Here is a 20,375-nt window from a genome sequence, read left to right on the forward strand (position 1 = left end):
GGGGACACTCCTTGCGGGTTTGCGGGCGACTTTGTCATTTGTCGACGTACAAGTATTCATTCGTCGACGTTTGCGACTGTGGTGCTCTGCTGTTTCTGTGGTGGCAGCGGGCATCTGGCTCAAAATGGCGGGTCAGCTGTCTATATCTACCTGCCGTTTCTTTGCGGTGCGCATTTTCGGTCAAGCATCCCGTCAAGTGTTTGGTCGGCAGTTGGTTTGCAGCCGGAGGCCTATTTTGTCCGTGCTGACAGTGGCTGCCCACCCTCCTCGTAAGCTCAAATTGAGGTTCATCAGTTTGAGGAGGATGCCGTGACTGACCACGTTTTAGACCGAGCGCAGCTAGCCGAAGCCGTCGGCAACGATATTGCCGACATGGCCCATTTTTGGATGCTGCGGAAGTTCCAGTTTTTGGAGCCGGCGCGCGAACAGTTCGAGATCATTGTCGACCCGTGGCTCAGCTATTGCACCGAGCCTTCGCAAAACGAAATCATGGCCTACAACATGGCATTTACCGATTGGCTGCTCTTCGAGCGCCCCTATCGCCATGGCAAGACGCTGCTCGAGCTGTATGTTGAAGAGCCGCCGACATCGCTTTCGCCTGCCGCGCTCAAGCGGCTCGAGCAGGTACGCGACACGCAGTATTTCTCGCGCTTTGGCATTTTGGACAAGGATCCTGCGACTGGTATGGTCGCGCTGAAGGACACGCGCGCCGACCGTCGCTTTGATGTCTACGACCCGCATATCGTGCAAAAGGAGCATTGGAGCGACGGAGCGATTGCGGTGCGCCTCGCCTGCGTCGACGATGTCTGGCTGACGGCGGGACAGCTCTATCTGTACGACATCGCGCGCCTGAGTGACACGGCAGTCGATGGGCCGGGTGCGGTGCATCCGGAGGACCTGCAGGATGGCTTTGACACCTCGTGCATCAGTTTCTTCTTGCGCCTGGTCCGCGACATCATGGGCGCCCGGGGGCGGTACGTAAAGTCGCTCAACATCTACGAGCAGGAGTGGAAGTAGGGGATGGGCAGCTGTCGCCTGCCTTGCCCTCTGTCTTTATGTCTCGATCTGTAACGTTTAGGGACCTGGAGAACGTCTACCTGTTACAGGTCAAGACGTTTGGCACCTGGTTGGGGGGGATGTCTCAATCTGTAACATCTAGCGGCCAAAAGTTGGTCTTCCTGTTACAGATCGAGACGTTTGTCGGCGGCGGCAACGGTGACGATGGTCCAGTTGTCCGATGTGGTGATGGAAGTGTCTAATACCGTTTTCAAACACAAGCATACGACTCGCAACACGTTGGCGCGGAGCAGGATGCTCGCGCGGCTCACGGAGGCGACCGAGCAAGGTGCACTGCTCGCAACGCATGACAATGCCGAGCTCATGTGGCTGCGACGCCATGTCGGAACCGACGATATCGCGGAGCCCGAGTCGTATCTGTTCTGTTTTCAACATGATTGGGATACGTTGACACCGGCGGAGCGAGCGCTGCGTACCATCAAAGGGCTTGCAGAGTTTCATCCCGATTGGGCGTTTTGGGGTTATGACGCGGCACTTTTGTGGGGTTTGGAGGTGCCGAATGATCTGCTTGGGCCACGATATCTTGTTAAGACAGGTTGCTCGGTGACGTTGAGCAGCGGCTGCAGGTTGTTGCGTCCGCAGATGGCGGGCACGCTCGAGCGTGTTGATGGCGTGCGGGTGACGTCGTTTTGGCGCACGGTGAAGGATTGTCTGCTGCGTGCGCCGTTTTCGTATGGTCTGGCGATCGCCGATTCTGCGCTGCGGGCGAAGGGCATATCGCGCGACGACCTCTGCGAACGGCTCCAGGCCGATTGCGAGGGCAGACGCGGGTATCGCAGAGCTCAGGTGATTGCGTCGCATGCGGACGGGCTGTCCGAAAACGGTGGCGAGTCTCGGTTCCGGGCGTTCTTTATTGCATACGGTTTTCCGGTGCCAGAGTTGCAGGTGGAGTTTCGTGACCCGCTTGATTCGAGCCAAGTGTTTCGCGTTGATTATTTCTGGAGGCTAGAGGACGGGACGTGCGTGATTGGCGAGCTCGATGGAAAGGGAAAGTATGCCTTACAGAACGACGAGGGTCGGGAGTCGGTCGACCCATTCGTGGCAGAACGTCAGCGAGAGTCTCATCTGACGATGCTCGGACATAAGGTGCTGAGGTTTACGTTTGATGAGCTCAAGAACCCAGGGAAGCTGGCTGAAAAGATGAGGCTGGCGGGTATTTCGCAGCGGGCCGATTTGGCTGAGGGATGGAAGCGTCAGTGGTATGGTGCTAAGGGGTGCAACTGACGCGAATGTGGTTGTTTCTGCCGAGTTTGTCTCGATCTGTAACAACAAGGGGCCGTTTGGCCTCGTAGCTGTTACAGATCGAGACAGAAGGTTGGCTGCCGCTAAAAGATCTCAATCTGTAACATCTCGAGGCCGAAAACCTGTCTACTTGTTACAGATTTAGATGTTTGACGACAGGGCTGGAGAATATCTTAATCTGTAACATCTAACGGCCAAAAACCGCTCTAACTGTTACAGATCGAGACAAAGGTTGGACGCGGTGCCGAAAGATCTCGATCTGTAACATCTGGCTGCTAAAACCCGGTCTACCTGTTACAGATCTAGACATTTTCCTGATGTCGCTGGGGTGGGACTGCAACGCATTTCGTTCCCCGCATCTCCTTCTTGCTCCGTTAACCGATATGTCCGCAGCAATTCCGCCGCGCTAGGTAATAATGGACAAATGTTCAAGTTAATCGTGAGGGAGGAGCTCGATATGGCGTCTGCCGATCGTTCTACGTTGTTTATCAATGCGACCATTCTGGATGGTTCGGAGCATATGGAGCCGCAACCCGATATGGCCGTGGCCGTTGAGCGCGGTGTCATCACATGGATGGGGCCGAGTGCTGTGGCGCAGGCGCCCGCGGGTGCCGAGGTTATCGACCTGGGTGGTGCGTATCTCATGCCCGGTCTCATCAATATGCACGTGCACCTGTGCGGCTCGGGCAAGCCTGTCTCGGCCGGCGATGCGGGCGCGCTGATGAAGAAGCTCGATAATCCCGTGGGCCGCACCATCGTCCGCCGCATCCTCAAAGGCAGTGCCCAGCAGCAGCTAGCAAGCGGCGTGACCACGGTGCGCGGCGCGGGCGACCCGCTGTTTGCCGATCTGGCCGTGCGCGATGCTATCGATGCCGGCAAGTATCAGGGTCCTCGCCTGGTGGCGTCGGGAACGGGCATCACGGTGCCGGGCGGCCATGGTGCGGGCCTGTTCGCCCAGGTGGCCAACAGTCCCGCCGAGGCAGCCGAACAGGTGCGCGACCTGTATGCGCGTGGTGCCGACGTCATTAAGCTGTTCGTGACGGGCGGCGTGTTCGATGCGACCGAGGTGGGCGAGCCGGGCGTGCTGCGTATGCCAGTGGAGGTTGCCGCGGCGGCATGCAAGGCGGCGCACGATATGGGCCTTCCGGTTATGGCCCATGTCGAGAGTACCGAGGGCGTGAAGGCCGCGCTTGAGGCCGGCGTTGACACGATTGAGCACGGCGCTCCGTTGACACCCGAAATCTTGGAGCTGTACCGTGGCGCCGCGGGCACGCAGCTCGAGGGGCGTGCTCCGAGTGTGACCTGCACTATCAGCCCGGCGCTGCCGTTTGTATTGCTCGACCCGGAAAAGACCCATTCTACCGATACGCAAAAGAAGAACGGCGACATCGTGTGTTCGGGCATCATCGAGAGCGCCCGCGCCGCACTGGAAGCTGGCGTTAAGGTGGGCCTGGGTACGGACTCGAGCTGCCCGTTCGTGACGCAGTACGACATGTGGCGCGAGGTTGCCTATTTTGCCAAGTATGTCGGCGTGAGCAACGCCTTCGCGCTGCATACGGCTACGCAGGTCAATGCCGAGCTCCTGGGGCTGGGCGGCGAGACCGGTACGATCGAGTGCGGCAAGGCCGCCGATATCCTGGTGACGCGCAAGAATCCGCTCGATGACCTGTGCGCTCTGCGTGAGCCGATACATGTGATGTGTCGCGGTGATCTGGTACGCAAGCTCAAGGTAAAGCGTATTCCCGAGGTGGACGCCGAGCTCGACGCGATTATGGCCATGCCGGCCGAGGCGCTGGCCGAGGAGCTCGCCCGCGACGGTGTGGCATAGGTGTGACAAAGGTGTAGCTCCGTTGCCACATACAAAAAGCCGAGGTCTCAACACGAGGCCTCGGCTTTTTTATCGAACAAATACTTAAGATTTGGGACAAACAAACCTGATTAATTTGTCCCGCGTGCGGGCGCTAAGAGCGGGTTTCCATCTTGGCGTGGCACTTGGGGCAGGTGACGCGGATCTTGCCTTTGCCCTTGGGGACGGAGAGCATCTGGCCGCAGTTGGGGCACTTGAGGTATGCCGTGGTTTTGCGGCCCTTCCACATCTTCTTGGCCGTGCGCTTGGCACGCTCAAAGTCTTCCTTGCTGGTACCGGCCGTGCGCGAGGCGTTGGCAGCCGCGGCGCCGCTACCCAAGCTCGCTACGAACTTGCCCAGGCCGGGGACGTTAGCGGTCGCGGCGACAAAGGCCGCGTTTTCCTTGCGGCGCGCGTCGATGTTTTTGGACAGGCCGCGCAGCACGCCGAGTACGATTACGGCGATGGCGATCCAGCTGAGCCACTGGATGTGAGCCATCGATCCGACCATCGCGAAAATAATTCCTATGAAGCCCAGCACGATGGTGAGCTCGTCGGCGCCGTTACGACCCTTCATAAAGTCATTCATGCGAATTGCCTTTCGTTCGATATGCTGCACGCCTTTATACCCCTTTTGGTGCATTGGGGACGGGTTAATCTGCACCAAGGTGGTGCAAACGTACCTGTCCCCGAACACCAAGACGGTGCAAAGAAGTTTGTTCCCAATGCACCAATTACTTGGCGAGCTTGTCGACGACGCGCTCTATCTCGGTGAGCTTGGCGGCTTTGAGCTCCTCGTCGCCCGATTCGATGGCCGACGCGACACAGCCCTCGATATGCGCCTTGAGCACGTCGGCGTTAATGCGGGCGATGAGTGCCTGCGTGGCCATGAGTTGCGTGGAGATATCGACGCAATAGCGATCCTCCTCGACCATCCGCAAGATGCCGTCAATCTGGCCGCGCGCCGTCTTGAGCATGCGGGTCACCGATTTGTGGTCTGCCATCATGGCGGGTCCTCGTTTCTGGTCGATGGGGTCGAATGCCTCTGGTAGCTGCTACGCAGCGGTCACAGACAGGGCGTGGAACTTCTCGCCCGCGCCCTCGACGGCGTCGGCGAGCTGCTCGGCGGTCACGGTGTCGGCGCACTCTACCTGGACGGTCTGGGTCTCGTGATCGGCGTCGGCATCGGTCACGCCGGCCACGTTGAGCAGCGCGGTCTCGACAGTAGCGTCGCAGTGGCCGCACATAAGGCCGGAAGTCTTAATTGTGTAATGCATGGGTGTACTCCTTATCGATTGAGATTATCTGACAGTTTAGTCGTGAACAGCGTCATCTTAAAGGTGCGCTGAGGTGCCTGAGATTGCCCCGAAAGAGGAGCGAAGCGTACTTGGGTACGCGAGCGACGGTTTGAGGGGCAAGGTTGGGTGCATCAGCGCACCGTCTTAGGCTTAAAGGATTTCAGGCGCAGCGCATTGGACACGACGCAGACACTCGACAGGCTCATGGCCGCGGCGCCAAACATCGGCGAGAGCTGCCAGCCGGTGAGGGGGAAGAACACACCCGCGGCGAGTGGAATGCCGATGCCGTTGTAGAACAGCGCCCAGAACAGATCCTGCTTGATGTTGCGAATCGTGGCGCGTGACAGCTCGATGGCGTGGGCGACGTCCATGAGGTCGCTGCGCATGAGCACCACGTCGGCGCCCTCCTTGGCGATGTCGGCGCCGGTGCCGATAGCGAGGCCAACGTCGGCGCGCGCCAGGGCGGGGGAGTCGTTGATGCCGTCGCCCACCATGGCGACCTTGCTGCCCGCATCCTGCAGTTCGCGCACGTGGCGTTCCTTGTCGGCGGGCAGGACGTCGGCGATAAACTGCTCACTGGTGAGTCCCACGCGGCGGGCGATGGCCTCGGCCGTCACGCGGTTGTCGCCGGTGAGCATGCGCACGTCGACGCCGAGCGAGCGCAGCGCGGTAACGGCCTCGGCACTTGTCTCCTTAACCTCGTCGGCCACGGCGACGATACCGGCAAGCTCGCCGTTTTTGGCAAAGAACAGCGGCGTCTTGCCATCGGCGGCAAATCGCCCCGCAAGTCCTGCGGGCACGGTGATACCCAGCTCGCTCATCAGGCGCACGTTGCCGGCTGCGATGACATTGTGCCCCTCGCGTGCCGTAACGCCTCGCCCGGGCACGGCGGCAAAGTCCTCGACCATGCGTGCGACGATTCCGCGCGTCTCGCACTCGGCCATAATCGCCTCGGCCAGTGGGTGTTCGCTCTGGCGTTCCAGCGCGGCGGCCAGCTTGAGCAGCGCCTTTTCGCTCATGGCGGGCGAGCCGTCAGTGCGCGTGGCCACCACGATATCCGTCACAGCCGGTTTGCCGCGGGTGACGGTGCCGGTCTTATCGAGCACCACGGTGCCCACGTTGCGCAGATTCTCCAGCGCTTCGGCGCTCTTAAACAGAATGCCCATCTCGGCGCCCTTGCCGGTGCCAACCATAATGGCGACGGGCGTGGCCAGGCCCAGCGCACACGGGCAGCTGATCACCAGCACGGCCACGGCGGAGGTAAGCGCCTCGTTTACGCTGCCGGTCAGCACCATCCACGCCACAAAGGTCACGGCCGAGATCGCAAACACCACGGGCACAAACACGCCAGCGACCTTATCGGCCATGCGGGCGATGGGCGCCTTGGTGGCGTTGGCGTCCTCGACGAGCTGGATGATTTTGGCGAGCGACGTGTCGGCGCCCACGCGCGTGGCACGGAAGGTAAACGATCCGGTGCGGTTGACCGTGGCGGCGTTGACGGTGTCGCCGGCGGTCTTTTCCACGGGGATGGACTCGCCGGTGAGCGCGCTCTCGTCCACGGCCGAGCTACCCTCGAGTACCACGCCGTCGACAGGGATGGACTCGCCGGGGCGCACGCGCAGCACCTGGCCGGGAAGGATACTGTCGACGTCGACGGTGGCCTCGGTACCGCCCTCGGCCACGACGGTCGCGGTCTTGGGCGCCAGGTCAATGAGCGCCTCGATGGCTCCGCCGGTTTTGGATTTGCTGCGCGTCTCGAGGTATTTGCCCACGGTGACGAGCGACAGGATCGTGCCGGCGCTCTCAAAATACAGGTTGTCCATGCCCGTCATCATGGCCTCGTGGATCTGACCTGCGGCTAGCTGGTCGGCCATGATGAACATGGCGTAGAGCGACCAGGCAATGGAAGCGGTGGCGCCCACGGCGATGAGCGCGTCCATGGTGGGTGCGCCGTGTACGAGCGACTTGAAGCCGTTGATAAAGTACGCGTCGTTGACGTAGACGATGGGGATGAGCAAGACGAGCTCGGTGAGCGCCAACGTCATGCTGTGGGTGTGGTCGGTGAAGACGCTGGGCAGCGGCCAGCCAAGCATGTGTCCCATGCCTATGTAGAACAGCGGGATGAGGAAGATGATCGAGATGATGAGGCGGGTGCGCATGGCGGAGGCGACGGCCTCCAGCTTTTTGGTGGGCGACTCCATATGGGCGGCGCCGGACCTGGCTTGCGCGCTGCCGTTGGGGGCGGTTTCGGTGCCCGTACTGACGGGCGAGGCCGAGTAACCCGCGCGATCGACAGCGGTGCAGATGTCGTCGGGGGAGACCTGCGCGGGGTCATAGTCCACCAGCATGGAGCCGGCGAGCAGGTTGACGGCGACGCTTTGGACGCCGTCGAGCTTGCTGACGGCGCGGTCCACGTGCGCCTGGCAAGCGGCGCATGTCATGCCGCCCACGTCGAACGTATCTTGAGCCATGGCTTCTCCTTTCTGTAGTTCGGTGTTGGAATTGTTAACCCGCAGATACTATACACCCATACCCCCAGGGGGTGTCTAGTAATAGTTGGAATGTATGACTTTTCATTACAGATGAGGGTGGCGGCTCGATCAATGGTCGCCTCTGCCAAACATCTCAATCTGTAACGTCTGGACCGGTTTTTGAACCATAGCTGTTACAGATTTAGACAAACATTTCAGCCGAAAACTAACGTCTCGATCTGTAACAACTAGACCCCGTTTTACCGAGTATTTGTTACAGACCAAGATAAACAGTTGGCGGGAAACTCAATGTCTCAATCTGTAACATCTAGCAGCAAATATGACCTCTAACTGTTACAAATCGAGACAGGCCGTCCGCGGTCAACTCAAATGTCTTGATCTGTAACATCTAGAGAGGTTTTTGACCCCTTACTGTTACAGATTGAGATGTTGTCTCGCGGGGCTGGGGTTTGTCTCGTTCTGTAACATCTAGACTTGTATCTGCCGAGCTAGTGTTACAGATCGAGACAATTGCCGGGGAGGGGTTCCGTTACGGCAAGACACCCGCTCCCTAGAGGCAGAACCCGGGGATCACGCAGGTCCGTTTGTCGGGTTTGCTTGCGGGCGTGGCGTACATAAAGGCGTCGCCGTCGTGGCCCACACGGTTCATGTAGAGCGTGCCTTCGCTCTCCGATGTGTCGGGACTCACCGTGCGCTCCCACCAACAGGTGTCTTTGCCCTTCCACTGGCGAACCATCGTCTCGTTCGTGGAATACGGACTCACTTTAAGCTCGCGGAACAGTTGGTACTCCTTGCCCTCGCCGTTGTAGATGTCGGCCAAAAAGTGATAGCCCTCGGCAAACGAATAGGGCGGTTGCGTACCGCACAGCTCGACCATGGCGGGCAGCCAAAGGGTTGCGGACAACTCGCTCAGACACGATGCGCTTCTGGCGGCGCCAACGTTATTCGAGATCTTTTTGACAGACTTGATGAGCACGCGCAACTCGTTGGGCAGCAGCTCAAGGCCGTCGTTGTCGAGCCATTCCCGCAGCTCGCAATCTGCCCAGCCGGCGCTCAATGGTTGGGCCGCGGCGTCGCGTTCGGCAATGCCGGCATCGAACATAAACGTCAGTCCGGCCTTGCCCGTCCCGTCCAGAAGCTCGTCGTGGCGGATGCCCACGAGTTGTGCGCCGACCTCCAGCCCGTTGGTGAGCGTGACGCGCTTGGTGCACGGATAGGGGATATGCCCATCGGCATCGAGCAGATGATAGCGCTTGGCAATCTCGCGTGCCTCGCTACGGGTCCCGGCGGCCTTAATCATGAGCGAAATTTCCTGCAGCTGAGCCCAGGTGTAGTCGTCAAGCGAGCTGCGGATACCGTCCAGGTAGTCGGGGATGCCAAAGCCACGGGTCGCCGCGCCAATGACGCCGAGCCCCGCAACGACTGCAACGACGCCGCCGATAATAAAGCGACGGCGGGTCATGGCATCGTGACAGGCCTGCTCCAGGATCTCTCGTGCGCGCTCGCCGGCGACGTCGACCTTAAGGTGCGTACCGGAGTCGATGTCGATTACGGCGTCATTGCCCGCGCCCTCGCAGCCCTCAGATTCTGCAGCGGGGAGGTATGCCGAGAGCGCCTCGAGCATCTGCTGCTCGGTGGGGCGATCGCCCTGTTCAACCGAGATACCTTTCATGATGATCTGGACGAGTGCCTCGTCGTCATTGCATCGCGGCTCGAGCGGTGCCGGCTTGGTCTTGGTCTTTATGAGGCAGAACGAGCCGGTTGCCGCGGCACCCGTCGACTCGACATCGAACGGTTTGCGACCGCTGTAGAGCTGGTACAGAATACTCGAAAGCGCATAGACGTCGATCGCGGGCGAGCGGCGAAGGGCCGCGATGCCTTCGATATCCTGCGTGAGCATCTCGGGCGCGGCGTATGCGGGCGTGGCAAAGCGCCAGATGTCGGCGCGCCGGGTGATCGTGTCGTCGCCGAGGGCCATGGTCGCGGAGCCCATGTCGATGAGGCAGGGGTCAAAGGAGCAATCGACGATCTGCTACTCGAGCGTTCGGCTGGTGGTGCGGAACATGATGTTGGCAGGCGACAGGTCGCGATGGACGACCGGATTCACGAGGCCTTGGGTCATCAAGAGCGCACGAAGCACGGCGTTTCCGACGGCGGCGACCATCTGGGTGGTCAGCCCGCCCGAGGCGTCGTGCGGAAGCAGGGGCAGCGCCTGCTTGAGCGAGGTGCCCTCGACCCACTCCATGAGGATGAGCGGGTCATCCTCACACGATCCGTAGCCATAGACGCGCGGAAATCCGCGCAGGTGCGAGACGGTACACAGATGACGGTACTCCTCGAACAGAGCGGCGGTGTTGGCCAGGTGCGCGGCCGATTGCTCGGCGGAGCGGTCGAGGGCTTGGCCGGAAAGGATGGCGTTGTCCTTGAGTAGCTTGACGGCAAAGGCTTCGCCGCTCGTGTTGGTCGCGCGCAGTACGTGCCCGATGTTGCCGTTGTTGCGACGGGTCGTTTGAAGAATAAGCGTCATAAACCGACGCTTGGCGTCGTCCTCGGCGCTGGGGTTGACCGCCACGGCGGTATCGAACGTATCGAGACGGATGAGTTTGTCGCCATAGGCGCTATCGGTAGTATCCATGGCGTTCCTTTGTCTGGCATGGGTTGCCGCGCGTATACGTGGGCAGTGCGGATATCGATAAGGTACTATGATAGCCGCGCTGCCCACGTATACCGTTGAGTATTGTCGTTTACGACGCAGAAGGTAGAAGACGAAAGACGGGCGGCGACCGTCTTTCGATCGCCGTCCGCACTAGGTGTTGTGTGCCATGACGTTGTTGACGCCGACGATGCGCGACATCGGCGGCAGGCCCCCGCAGGCGCTGTGCGGCCTGCCCCAATTGCAGTTGACCCTTGTCCCGGGCAGCTATCGTGAGTTTATCTTCCGGCCTTTAACGCTTCTTTAGAAACGGCCTTCACCCTAGGAATTGCAAGTAAGTAATCCTTGGGATGGAGGCTCTCATGGCATACGTATTGGAGACGCGCGGGCTCACGAAGCGGTTCGGCCGCGGCAGCCGCGCGCAGATGGCGGTCGACGGCGTGAGCCTGCACGTGGGGGAGGGGCGCGTGTACGGCCTGCTCGGCCCCAACGGCGCGGGCAAGTCCACCACGCTCAAGATGGTCACGGGGATGCTGCGCCCCACCTCGGGGCAGATCCTGGTCGATGGCCATCCGTGGAGTCGAAACGACCTGTATTCCATCGGCTCGCTCATCGAGCAGCCGCCGCTCTACCCCAACCTCACGGCGCGCGAGAACCTGCTCGTGCGCACCACGTTGCTGGGCATCCCCGAGGGTCGCATCGCCGAGGTGCTCGAGACGGTTGACCTTAAAGACACCGGGTCCAAGCGCGCCGGGCGCTTCAGCCTGGGGATGAAGCAGCGGCTCGGCATCGCGATCGCGCTGCTCGCGAGCCCGCGGCTTCTCATCCTGGACGAGCCCACCAACGGGCTCGACCCCATCGGCATCGAGGAACTGCGCGGGCTCATCCGCAGCTTCCCCAAGCGCGGCATCACGGTCATCGTATCGAGCCATATCCTGGGTGAGGTGGAGCAGACGGCCGATGACATCGGCATCATTACGGGCGGCCGGCTCGCCTACCAGGCGCCGCTTCAGAGGGGCCAGGACCTCGAGGCCCTGTTCATGGACGTGTGCCGACGGACGGGGGTGGCCGCATGAGCCGGTCTGCTGCTGTGTCCGAGCGCGTCGAGAAGCCGGTGCCGCAGGCGGGATCAGCGCGCCGTCCCGGCCTCTTCCGCGCCCTGCGCTCCGAGGCGCTGAAGAGCTCCCACGGGGCGCCGGTCAAGGTCGCCATCGCGCTTGCGTTGCCGTTCCCGTTGCTCTTCGGCCCGCTCTCGGGGCGCTTCGGCATGAGTGCCGGGCTCTCGTTCTCGGCATGGAACTACTACTACGTGCTGCTCTTGCCCGTGGCGCTCACGCTCATCTCCGCGTGCGTGGCCAACTACGATGCGCGGCTGCGCGGCCACGTGCCGCTCTCCAGCCCGGCTCCGCTCGGACAGGCCTGGTGGGCGAAGGCGCTCTGGTGCCTCGCGCTCTCGGCGCTCTCGAACGCTTGCGTACTCGCCGTGTACCTCGTGGGTGCCGTCGTGAACCCGGGTGGGCCATCGGTTCCCGCGATGGCGGCCGCTGCGGTGACGAGCGTCATCGCGACGTCGTGGATGATTCCGGTGACGCTCTTCCTTGTCTGCCGGGTCGGCATGCTCGCTGGCGTACTGGGCCCGCTTGCGGTGCAGATCGGCGGGGGCTTCGCGTGGTCCGCGGTGGGAGGCCTGTGGTGGGCGCTTCCGCCGGCGGCCTCCGTCATCATGCCGAGCGCCTTCTTGCCTGTGCTGCCCACGGCCGAGCCGCTCTCGGCGTCGCCCGGGCTCGCGGCTGCGATCGGGTCCTTCGGGCCTGTTCAGGCGGCGGCGCTCGCGGTTTGCGCGGCGGCGTTCGTGCTGCTCACGTTCGTCGGTGCGGTCTGGTTCAGGGGATCGGAGGAACTGTGATGGGAAGCGGAAGGCATGTTGGCTCGAGCGTTGGCCAGACGTCCCGGATGTCCCTATGGCGCGCCGTGCTCTCGGAGTGCGTGCGGCTCAAGCGCTCCCCGTTGATCGCGCTGCACCTGGCGTGCGGCCTTATCGCCGGCGTTGCCTGCGGGGCATACTTCGGCGTGGCGCCGTGGGATCCGCGACTTGGAACGGACGCGTTCGTCCAGCTTATCGGCGCGCTCATGCCCCTCATGGTCGCGATCGTGTGCGGCCTGGATATCGACGGTGAGCGCGAGGCGTCCGGCCTTTCCAACCTGCTCGCGTTGCCGTCGAGGCGCATCGCCCTCGCCGCGCGCGTGCTCGTGCTGTGGCTGCTCGGCATCATTGCGATGGCGGTGGCGCTCGGGTCATTTGCCGGCGTGATCGGTGCCTTTGGGCGCGACGCGTTCTCGGCAGGGGTCTACGCCCGCGCCGCCGCGGGCATGGCGGCGGGCTCGCTCGTGCTCTACGTCGCGTCGGCCTGGCTCGCGCTCGCCCTCGGCAGAAACGCCGCCATCGGGGTCGGCGCGGCGGGCCTCGCCTGCGCCCTCTTCGCCGTGGGCGGCCTCGCGCACGGGCTTGTCACCGGCGAGCTCACCGCGGCCTCGTCGGGTGTGCTCGGCTACGTGCCGTTCGCCTGGGCGGAGCGGCTGGGGTCGCTGCTCGTGGAGCTTGGGCTTGCCACGGATACGGGTTTGCGCGCGGTGATATGGCAGCTTGAGGTGACTTCTGTCCTTGCCTTGGTGGTCACGGCGATTTGCCTTGTCGTCCTTCTCGTCTGGATTGGCTTCTTCGAAGAGGGGAGGAAGGGCGAGTGAGCTCGCGGGGGTGCCTGCCGTTCCGCTCGCCACGCGTCTGCCATCGTTCGATCTCGCACGGGTAACATGAACTAGGATGGAACGAGCAAATCCGCTATTGAGGGGGAGTGTGATGGCCCGCATCCTTGCGGTCGACGACGACCGCGCCATACTTCAGCTGCTCGAGCGGGCTCTCTCCCGCGACGGTCACAAGGTCGAGTGCGCCGACGACCCAACGACGGTCCCTGCGATGGATCTCTCTCGTTACGACCTTATCCTCACGGACGTGATGATGCCCGGTCTCGGTGGCTTCGAACTGGTCCGCCTCGTCCGGGGCCGCTTCGACGGGCCCATCATGTTCCTCACGGCCAAGGTCACCGAGGACGACGCGGTGCTGGGCCTCGGCCTCGGCGCCGACGACTACGTGCGCAAGCCCTTCGGCGTGGCGGAGCTGCGCGCGAAGGTGGCTGCGTCGCTCCGCCGCGAGCGCCGGGTGCGCCGGAGCGTGCTCGACCTCGGACGTGCACGCTTCGACCTCGGGGCGCGCGAGCTCAACGTGACAGCTCCCGACGGCTCGACCGGCGCGCCCGTCCCCCTCACGCCTACCGAATATGGCATCTGCGAGTTTCTCGCCAAGCATCCCGGTCGCGCCTACAGCCGGTCGCAGATTCGCGAGGCGGTGCGGGGCTGGGAGAGCGAGGCGGATGACGCGGCCGTCTCGGTCCACGTGGGCAAGGCGCGTGCCAAGCTCCGGGCTGCGGGCGTCGACCCCATCGCCACCGTGTGGGGTGTCGGATATAAGTGGGAGGCGGGGAGATGAGCCGTCTTCGCGGTTTGGACGGCCGCATTCGCGTCCCGCTTGCCCTCGTAGTCGGTCGCTACTTCGCCCTCGTCCTGTTCGGGGCGCTGCTGACCGTGGGCGGGCCCTGGGCACTGTTCTTCGGCGCGATGGCGCGCGGCGAGGTGCTCCCGGCGGACTGGGGCTCGACCCATGCGGACGAGACTGTCGGCGACATCGCTTCGGCGGGTCATCTTGATCCCGACTCGCTCTCCACCGCATACCGCGTGGCGCGGCTTTCGGCCGTGGGCAGCGTCCTCTTCTCGGACATGGGGGAGGAGGCACTCGCCAGCGCCCAGACGTCGGTCTCCTCCGCAGCTGCCGCCGGTGAGACGTCCGCCCGCCCCGGCCCCGACGTCTCGTCCGGCTCGTACGCGCGGGTGGCGGCCGTGAAGCTCGCCGATGGTACCTGGGCGGCAATCTCCTGGGACATGATGCCCCACTGGGCCGACCGCGCACGGGACGCGTCCTGGCCGAACCCCCAGGACCTCTGGCTCGCCTCGACCATCATCGGCACGGTTCTCATGGTCGTTCTCGTCGCCCTGCGCGCCGCGCGCGTGCTCACGCGCAAGATGGAGCCGCTCGTGGCGGCGGCGAACGCCGTTGCCGCCGACGACCTCGACAGGCCCGTCGGAACGAGCGACGTTGCCGAGGTCGACGACGTGCTCGCCGCGATGGAGCGCATGCGGGTCTCGCTTAAACGCTCGCTCGAGGAGCAGATGGCCTCCGAGGAGACCCGGCGCGAGCGCATGGAGACGCTCGCCCACGAGCTCAAGACCCCGCTCACCCTCATCCAGGGCAACGCCGAGCTCCTCGCCGCCGACCTCGAGGAGGGGCGGCTCCGGGGCGAGCAGGCCGACGAGGCCCGCGCCATCCTCGATGCCACCCACCGCCTGGACGCGGCCCTCATCGACATCATCGCCGCCTGGCGGGAGGACGAGCGGGACGGCGAGGGGCGGTCGGAACCCGATGCGGATTCGCGAGGCTAAGCTCCGAAGTGCGCAACAGTGAAATAGAACCGATTGACGGGGATGCCTGACTGCCCCAGCCGACTCTTCATCCATATCGGATGTGGGCGTGCGCAGCGAGGGGACTTTACACCCTTGTCTCTCCGTCTTACCATAGACGTACGTAAAAGCGTACGCTTTTGAGAAGGGAGGCCGCATGACTTCTATTACGGCAACGGCGGCACGCAAGGACCTGTACAACGTTATCGCGCGCGTCAACGAGGACTGCGCTCCGGTGGCCATCACGAACAGTCGCGGTAAGGGTGCCGTGCTCGTCGGAGAGGATGAGTGGGCCTCTATCGAGGAGACGCTCTATCTCATGGGTGTTCCCGGCGTTGCCGAGTCGATTGTTGCAGGGAAGGCGGAGCCGGTCGAGAATTGCGCCACCGAAGACGCGCTGGACTGGTAGCCATGTGGCTTGTCGTGTTCACCGAGCAGGCCCAGAAGGATGCAAAGCAGCTCAAGGCGGCGGGGCTTGCCGGCAAGGCGAAGGCGCTCGTCGCGGCAGTGCGGGAGGATCCCTTCAAGGTTCCTCCGCGCTATGAGGCCCTCGTTGGCAATCTATCTGGCCTCTACTCTCGCCGCATCAGCCTGCAACACCGCTTCGTTTACGAAGTAATCAAAGAGGAGATTGAGAGGGACGGCGCCCTCTATGAGGGTGCGGTCAAGGTCGTTCGCATGTGGACGCATTATGACGGGGTGCGATAACGGCTGGACGCTGTACGCGACCCTCATCGACATCATCTCCGCCTCTGAAACCCGCTGTCACCCTAAGGTGTCAACCGGCCCAGCGGCGCCGGCTCCGTGCCCCTTCCGCGAAAGAATGTAACCGCGCCGACAGAGACGGCGCGTACGAACGCATTCACAAGAAGGGGACACGATATGACTTCTCAGGTACTGGAACGTCCGGCGGGGACGGTCGAGGGGGCGCCGGCGCCGGCCGCCTCGGGCGAGTCCCTCGCCGTATCCACCCGCGGGCTCACCAAGCGCTACGGCGACGCGACGGTCGTGGACGACATGGACCTCGAGGTGCCCGAGGGCGCGGTCTACGGCTTCCTCGGCCCCAACGGGGCGGGCAAGTCCACCACGATGAAGATGCTGCTCGGGCTCGTGCACGCATCAGGCGGCGAGGCCGTCGTGCTCGGGCGGGAGATGACCCCGGACAACCGCCTCGAGGTGCTGCGCGAAGTGGGCTCGCTCATCGAGGCCCCCAGCTGCTACCCGCACCTCACGGCGCGCGAGAACCTCGAGATCGTGCGGCGCCTGCGCGGGCTGCCCGAGAGCTGCATCGACGAGGTCCTTTCGGTCGTGCGCCTGGACGACGCGAAGACGCAGCGGAAGCTCGTCGGACACTTCTCCCTCGGCATGAGGCAGCGCCTGGGCATCGCCGCCGCGCTCATGGGGCACCCAAGGCTGCTGCTCCTGGATGAGCCGACGAACGGCCTCGACCCCTCCGGCATCCACGAGATCCGCCAGCTCGTGCGCGAGATGCCGGGGCGCTTCGGCTGCACGGTCATCGTCTCCAGCCACCTGCTCTCCGAGATCGACCAGATGGCCGACCACGTGGGCATCATCAACAGGGGCCGCATGGTCTGGCAGGGGAGCATGGCCGACCTGCACGCCCGCGCGCGCCGATGGCTGGCGCTGCGCACCACGGACAACGCCGCGGCGGCGGGGGCGCTGCCGGGCGCGGTGGCCGACGGGGAGTGGCTGCGCATCAAGGCCGTGGACGACGCGACCGCCGGGCAGGTGACGCTCGGGCTCGCGAAGCGAGGCATCGGCGTCGTGCGGCTGGAGGAGCGCGCCGAGTCGCTGGAGGACATATTCCTTAAGCTCACGGGGATGGAGGCTACGCTGTAGCGGCTTCGCTGCGGCTTCCCCTGGTACCGCACCTTGCCCATCAAACCGTTGCTCGCGTACCAAAGTACGCGTCGCTCCTCTTTCGGGGCAATCTGCGGCACCAGGAAAACCCTTCGCATGGAACATCGCAGTTCACATTCTTCGACTGGAGGAAGACATATGCCATCTCAAGTTGTTGCATCGGACACCGGCCAGCCCGGCCTCGTCCAATCCGTCGCGCTCGAGTTCGCCAAGGCGCGCCGCAAGCACCTGTGGCTGGCGAGCCTGGGCCTGCTCGCGTTCCAGTTCGCCTGGCTCGTCGCGGGCGCCTCCAACACCGTGCGCCACAACCCTGACTTCGACGGCATCCTCTACATGCTGCCGCAGCTGAACGCCATCGTCCTGCCGCTGCTCTGCGCCATCGTGGCCTCCACCGTCACCGACGTGGAGAACCGGGCGAACATGTGGAAGCTGCTGCTCACCATGGAGGACGGCGGGCGCGTGGTCGCGGCCAAGTGGGCGGCGTGCCTCCTGATCCTCGCCGTGGTCGTGGGCGTCCAGACGGCGGGCGTCGCGGCGGTCGCGTACGGGATCGGGTTCCAACAGAACCTGCCGGGGCCGGCCCTGCTCGCCCGCTACGCCATCAGCACGTTCGTCGTGTGCGCCATGCTCATCACCATCGTGCAGGCGGTCTGCCTCGCCACCGCCAACCAGTTCGCGCCGATGATCGTGGGCGTGGGCCTGTGCTTCCTCGGGCTCTTCATCGCCTACCTGCCTCCGGTGTTCAGCTGGTTCGTGCCGAGCGCGTACTTCTTCGTGTGTCGCCTCGTCGACGGCGCCTACGACGCCTCGCAGCACATGAGGTTCTGGGCGGCGCCGTTCCCGGCCGCGGGGCTCGCCGTCTGCGTCGCCGTGACCGTCGCCGCGTTCATCGCCTCCAGGCGCGCCTTCGCCGCCCGCGAGCTGTAGGGAGGTTTGATCATGCTTGCATCCTGCATATCCGCCGAGTTCATCAAGATGCGCCGGGCGCCCGTCTGGGCCGCCTTCGCCGCGCTGCCCGCCGTCTCCGCGCTCATCGGGAGCGCCAACTACGTGGCCAACCTCGACCTCCTCACGCCCGGCTGGGAGAACCTCTGGACCCAGCACACCCTGTTCATCTGCTACTTCTTCCTCCCGGCGCTCATCGGCGCGGGCGCGAGCTACCTGTGGCGGCTCGAGCACATGGGCTCCAACTGGAACGAGCTCATGGTCGCCCCGGTGCCCGCGCGCGACGTGTTCGTCGCCAAGCTCGCGGTCCTCGCCCTCCTGGACCTCGTCGCGTTCGCGGCCATGACGGCGTTCTTCGTCGCGAGCGGCATCGTCCTGCACGTGCCCGGCGCCTTCCCGGTGGCGTCGTTCGCCGAGCAGGTGGTGCTGGGCTGGATTGGGAGCCTCGCCATCTGCGGCATACAGCTCGTCGTTTCCATGCTCGTGCGCAACTTCGCCGTGCCGGTGGGCGTCGGGCTGGGTGGCGGGATCTTGGGGATCATGGCGGCGATGGGCGGCCTTGGCTACGTCTTCCCGTACGCGCTCATGCAGTCCGGGATGAACAGCAACGCCCTCGTGGTGCTCGACGCGCCGCACATCGCCCAGATCGCCGTGTTGAGCGTCGTCTACGTGGCCTGCTCGGTCGCCTTCGCCTCGGCCTGGCTCCGCACGCGCGACGTCGTCGCGGCGAAGTAGCGCCCGGCGTGCTCGTACAATGTGGTGTCGGGATGTGAGGTGATGGGATTGGACGTGAGGCCATGCGGGCCGGGCCTTTCCGGCGCCGCCGCGCCGTTGGACGCGTGGGACGACGCGCCCCTTCTGCGGCTCGCCGCGCCCGTGCTCTGCGTGGCGTGGGAGGCGGCGATGTTCGCCCGCGTGGTGTTCGCGGGGGCGGACCCCTCGCTGTCGGCGCCCTCGTCCCAGGCCGCCCTGTTCGTCCTCATGGCCGTCGGCTGCGCGGCGCTGTTCCTGCGCTACCGCCTTCCGGTCGTCTCCGTGCTCTTCGAGTCGGTCGTTGGCCTGCTGGCCTCGGTGATGGGCGCGCTCGCGTACGTGTACTTCCTCCCGCTCGTCGCGCTCTACGCCTGCGTGGCCCGCGCGCCCCGGCGCGAGGCGGCCGCGGGCGGCGTCGCCGCCGTTGCGGCCGTCGCGCTCTCCGCCGTGGTCGACGGGTTCGCGGGTGCCTCCGCATCGCCCTCCCCCTCGCTTGCGATGACGCTCGCCGGCATCGGGTACCCGCTCATGCTGGTGCTCGGGGCGGCGCTGCTCTCGCGCTTCCGCTTGCAGCGCCTCCGGGAGGCGGAGGCGGCCGCCCGCGCCGAGGCGGAGCGCGACCGCGCGCTCGCCAAGAGCCGCATCGCCGCCGAGCTGCACGACTCCGTGGGACACGACCTCACGGCCATCGTCGCGCTCTCGGAGGGGCTCGCCGGCGCGACCGGGGACGAGCAGCTCGACCGGGCCATCGCGAGCATCAACGAGCTGGCGCGCTCGGGGCTCGCCGACACGCGCCGCGCCGTGCGGGCGCTGGCGGGCGAGGCGAGGAGCACGGCGGCGCCATCCGCTCTGCCGGGTTCCGCGCCCACCGAGAAGCCGGCCGAGCGGCATCGCTGGGACGAGATCGCCGCTCTTCTTGGGTCCGTCCGCGCCGCCGGCGTCACGGCCGCCCTCACGGAGACGGGCGTGCGCCCGGACGACCCCTCCCAGGCCGGCCTCGCCTTCCGCGTCTGCCGCGAGGGCGTCACGAACGCGCTGCGCCACGCCGCGGGGCTCTCGCGGCTCACGGTCTCGGTGGACCACGGCGGGGATGGCTCTGCCGACGTCGCAATCCGCGACGATGGAACCCCTGGCGAGGGGGCCGGGGGTCCGGGCACCGGCATGGGCCTCTCCCGCCTGCGCAGAGAGGTCGGGGAATCGGGCGGAACCCTCTCCGCCGGTCCGGTCGGCGAGGGCGGCTGGTGCCTCAAGGCGCATCTGCCGTCATTGGTGGGGGCCGGCGAAGGGGAGGGGGAGCCCGATGGCGACGAATAGCGGCATCGCGGGAGCGGCCGCGTCCGCGCGCATCCCCGTCATGATCGTCGACGACCAGCCCGAGACCCGCCTGGGCCTCGCGCTCATGGTGCGGCGCGACCCGGGCCTCGCCATCGTGCTCGAGGCGGAGGACGGCCGTCAGGCCATCGACCGCATCGAGCGGGCCGAGGAGCTCGGGCGCGACCTGCCTCGCGTCGTCCTCATGGACGTGCGCATGCCCGTCCTCGACGGCATCGACGCCACCGCCGCGATCACGCGCCGCTGGCCGGGCGTCCGCGTGCTCATGCTCACCACCTACGACGAGG

At 64.6% G+C, this 20,375-nt stretch carries 21 protein-coding genes and 1 pseudogene; 16 read left to right on the forward strand and 6 right to left on the reverse strand.

Features of this window, described 5'->3' with window-relative positions; genetic code table 11:
• The first annotated feature begins 309 nt into the window (after positions 1-309).
• The 3 genes from NBH09_RS01055 (at position 310) to NBH09_RS01065 (ending at position 4,147) form a co-directional block, all read left to right on the forward strand.
• Complete coding sequence (locus NBH09_RS01055) at positions 310-1,017, forward strand: hypothetical protein (RefSeq protein WP_250786804.1); 708 nt, start codon at positions 310-312, stop codon at positions 1,015-1,017.
• A 204-nt stretch (positions 1,018-1,221) separates the two neighbouring features.
• Positions 1,222-2,301 carry a hypothetical protein gene (locus tag NBH09_RS01060; protein ID WP_250786805.1) on the forward strand — a complete coding sequence of 360 codons (1,080 nt, stop codon included), beginning with the start codon at positions 1,222-1,224 and terminating at the stop codon, positions 2,299-2,301.
• Between the two features lie 475 nt (positions 2,302-2,776).
• Positions 2,777-4,147 (forward strand): amidohydrolase family protein, encoded by a 1,371-nt coding sequence (locus NBH09_RS01065; RefSeq protein ID WP_250786806.1) that lies wholly within the window; start codon positions 2,777-2,779, stop codon positions 4,145-4,147.
• A gap of 133 nt (positions 4,148-4,280) precedes the next feature.
• On the opposite strand, the gene NBH09_RS01070 is transcribed toward NBH09_RS01065, so the two are convergent.
• From NBH09_RS01070 to NBH09_RS01095, 6 genes are all read right to left on the reverse strand, one after another.
• On the reverse strand, positions 4,281-4,754 hold the full coding sequence (locus NBH09_RS01070) for a hypothetical protein (protein WP_250786807.1): 474 nt from the start codon (positions 4,752-4,754) through the stop codon (positions 4,281-4,283).
• 145 nt (positions 4,755-4,899) lie between these two features.
• The gene (locus NBH09_RS01075; protein WP_250786808.1) at positions 4,900-5,169 is read right to left on the reverse strand and encodes a metal-sensing transcriptional repressor; all 270 of its coding nucleotides are present in this window, start codon (positions 5,167-5,169) and stop codon (positions 4,900-4,902) included.
• 51 nt (positions 5,170-5,220) lie between these two features.
• The gene (locus tag NBH09_RS01080) at positions 5,221-5,442 is read right to left on the reverse strand and encodes a heavy-metal-associated domain-containing protein (RefSeq protein ID WP_118335404.1); all 222 of its coding nucleotides are present in this window, start codon (positions 5,440-5,442) and stop codon (positions 5,221-5,223) included.
• A gap of 152 nt (positions 5,443-5,594) precedes the next feature.
• The gene (locus NBH09_RS01085; RefSeq protein ID WP_250786809.1) at positions 5,595-7,934 is read right to left on the reverse strand and encodes a heavy metal translocating P-type ATPase; all 2,340 of its coding nucleotides are present in this window, start codon (positions 7,932-7,934) and stop codon (positions 5,595-5,597) included.
• Positions 7,935-8,505: 571 nt separating this feature from the next.
• Positions 8,506-9,933: a DUF6273 domain-containing protein gene (locus NBH09_RS01090; RefSeq protein ID WP_250786810.1), complete on the reverse strand. Its 1,428-nt coding sequence runs from the start codon at positions 9,931-9,933 to the stop codon at positions 8,506-8,508.
• 54 nt (positions 9,934-9,987) lie between these two features.
• A complete protein-coding gene (locus tag NBH09_RS01095; protein ID WP_250786811.1) occupies positions 9,988-10,590 on the reverse strand; it encodes a protein kinase family protein in 603 nt (200 codons plus the stop codon).
• A gap of 187 nt (positions 10,591-10,777) precedes the next feature.
• Between NBH09_RS01095 and NBH09_RS01100 the strand changes: the two genes are divergently transcribed.
• The 13 genes and pseudogenes from NBH09_RS01100 to NBH09_RS09985 all read left to right on the forward strand — a co-directional run.
• Positions 10,778-10,915 (forward strand): hypothetical protein, encoded by a 138-nt coding sequence (locus tag NBH09_RS01100; RefSeq protein WP_250786812.1) that lies wholly within the window; start codon positions 10,778-10,780, stop codon positions 10,913-10,915.
• Positions 10,916-10,970: 55 nt separating this feature from the next.
• Positions 10,971-11,684, forward strand: coding sequence for a lantibiotic protection ABC transporter ATP-binding protein (locus NBH09_RS01105; RefSeq protein ID WP_250786813.1), 714 nt, complete (start codon positions 10,971-10,973; stop codon positions 11,682-11,684).
• Positions 11,681-12,514 carry an ABC-2 family transporter permease gene (locus tag NBH09_RS01110; RefSeq protein ID WP_250786814.1) on the forward strand — a complete coding sequence of 278 codons (834 nt, stop codon included), beginning with the start codon at positions 11,681-11,683 and terminating at the stop codon, positions 12,512-12,514. The genes NBH09_RS01105 and NBH09_RS01110 overlap by 4 nt, the downstream gene beginning before the upstream one ends.
• The gene (locus NBH09_RS01115; RefSeq protein WP_250786815.1) at positions 12,514-13,353 is read left to right on the forward strand and encodes an ABC transporter permease; all 840 of its coding nucleotides are present in this window, start codon (positions 12,514-12,516) and stop codon (positions 13,351-13,353) included. The genes NBH09_RS01110 and NBH09_RS01115 overlap by 1 nt, the downstream gene beginning before the upstream one ends.
• 112 nt (positions 13,354-13,465) lie before the next feature.
• Complete coding sequence (locus NBH09_RS01120) at positions 13,466-14,152, forward strand: response regulator transcription factor (protein ID WP_250786816.1); 687 nt, start codon at positions 13,466-13,468, stop codon at positions 14,150-14,152.
• Positions 14,149-15,159 carry a histidine kinase dimerization/phospho-acceptor domain-containing protein gene (locus tag NBH09_RS01125; protein WP_250786817.1) on the forward strand — a complete coding sequence of 337 codons (1,011 nt, stop codon included), beginning with the start codon at positions 14,149-14,151 and terminating at the stop codon, positions 15,157-15,159. Before NBH09_RS01120 ends, NBH09_RS01125 begins: the two co-directional genes overlap by 4 nt.
• A gap of 175 nt (positions 15,160-15,334) precedes the next feature.
• Complete coding sequence (locus tag NBH09_RS01130) at positions 15,335-15,586, forward strand: type II toxin-antitoxin system Phd/YefM family antitoxin (protein WP_250786818.1); 252 nt, start codon at positions 15,335-15,337, stop codon at positions 15,584-15,586.
• A 2-nt stretch (positions 15,587-15,588) separates the two neighbouring features.
• On the forward strand, positions 15,589-15,885 hold the full coding sequence (locus NBH09_RS01135; RefSeq protein ID WP_250786819.1) for a Txe/YoeB family addiction module toxin: 297 nt from the start codon (positions 15,589-15,591) through the stop codon (positions 15,883-15,885).
• A 174-nt stretch (positions 15,886-16,059) separates the two neighbouring features.
• Positions 16,060-17,037 carry an ATP-binding cassette domain-containing protein gene (locus NBH09_RS01140; protein ID WP_250786820.1) on the forward strand — a complete coding sequence of 326 codons (978 nt, stop codon included), beginning with the start codon at positions 16,060-16,062 and terminating at the stop codon, positions 17,035-17,037.
• Between the two features lie 159 nt (positions 17,038-17,196).
• On the forward strand, positions 17,197-17,985 hold the full coding sequence (locus NBH09_RS01145; protein WP_250786821.1) for an ABC transporter permease: 789 nt from the start codon (positions 17,197-17,199) through the stop codon (positions 17,983-17,985).
• Positions 17,986-17,997: 12 nt separating this feature from the next.
• Positions 17,998-18,738, forward strand: coding sequence for an ABC transporter permease (locus NBH09_RS01150; protein WP_118335422.1), 741 nt, complete (start codon positions 17,998-18,000; stop codon positions 18,736-18,738).
• A gap of 42 nt (positions 18,739-18,780) precedes the next feature.
• Complete coding sequence (locus NBH09_RS01155) at positions 18,781-20,070, forward strand: sensor histidine kinase (protein WP_250786822.1); 1,290 nt, start codon at positions 18,781-18,783, stop codon at positions 20,068-20,070.
• Between the two features lie 40 nt (positions 20,071-20,110).
• Positions 20,111-20,368 (forward strand): annotated as a pseudogene (locus NBH09_RS09985) (response regulator); the annotation flags it as partial.
• Between the last annotated feature and the right edge of the window lie 7 nt (positions 20,369-20,375).

The organism is Collinsella sp. BG-O-102, assembly GCF_023656745.1.
Classification (GTDB): domain Bacteria; phylum Actinomycetota; class Coriobacteriia; order Coriobacteriales; family Coriobacteriaceae; genus Collinsella.